This window comes from Pseudoalteromonas sp. MTN2-4, from assembly GCF_042848605.1.
Lineage (GTDB): Bacteria > Pseudomonadota > Gammaproteobacteria > Enterobacterales > Alteromonadaceae > Pseudoalteromonas.
The window spans coordinates 1-617 of the sequence record NZ_BTGK01000057.1 but is presented as its reverse complement, the minus strand read 5'-3'; the positions used below and the strand labels follow the sequence as shown (position 1 = coordinate 617).

Sequence of the window (617 nt, the reverse complement as noted above, 5' to 3'; positions counted from 1 at the left end):
GACGCTTCTAATACTTACTTTTCAATATCATCATTATTACCGGAAAATGAAAACGAAATCTTAATTCAAGTACCTCGATTTGAAGCAGGGAAATTCAAGGCGAAACTGCATAGATTGAATGTATTAAATGGTCGTAAGAAATTTGTAAGTGTAGATATTCCTTATGATGTTAAAGGCTTTTTTACAGATCAGAATGGTAATGCGAGAGCTGCGTATACTTTTGAAATTGACGAAGAAACATTAGAAAATTCTTTTAGCTTATATTACAGAAGTAACTCAGGTGCTTGGTCAGAATTAAAGCTACCAGCCAAAGTGAAAAGCCCAGAGTTTAACTATCTTGGTATGTCGGCAGATGAAACCAGCTTTTTCTTTACTTCGGACTTTGATGATCCAGAATCACGGTTACATGGATTATATGAGTTCAATATAAATACAAAGAAAGTAGAGCTTTTAAAAAGACATGACTATGTTGATATTGAACCAAGTTATGCAACTCCTTTAGCGGTTAGCCCTAATGGTTATGTTACATCGGTTAGCTACGATGATGGTGAATTTAAGAAAATATATTTAGATGATAAAAATTGGTATTCTAAATTAGTAATAGGCTTTGATAGTGC

At 33.2% G+C, this 617-nt stretch carries 1 protein-coding gene; it reads left to right on the top strand.

What is annotated here, in order from left to right; all coding sequences use genetic code 11:
* Positions 1–617 (top strand): hypothetical protein (locus ACGHEH_RS21700; protein WP_390449864.1); only part of this gene is annotated, 617 nt, incomplete at both ends.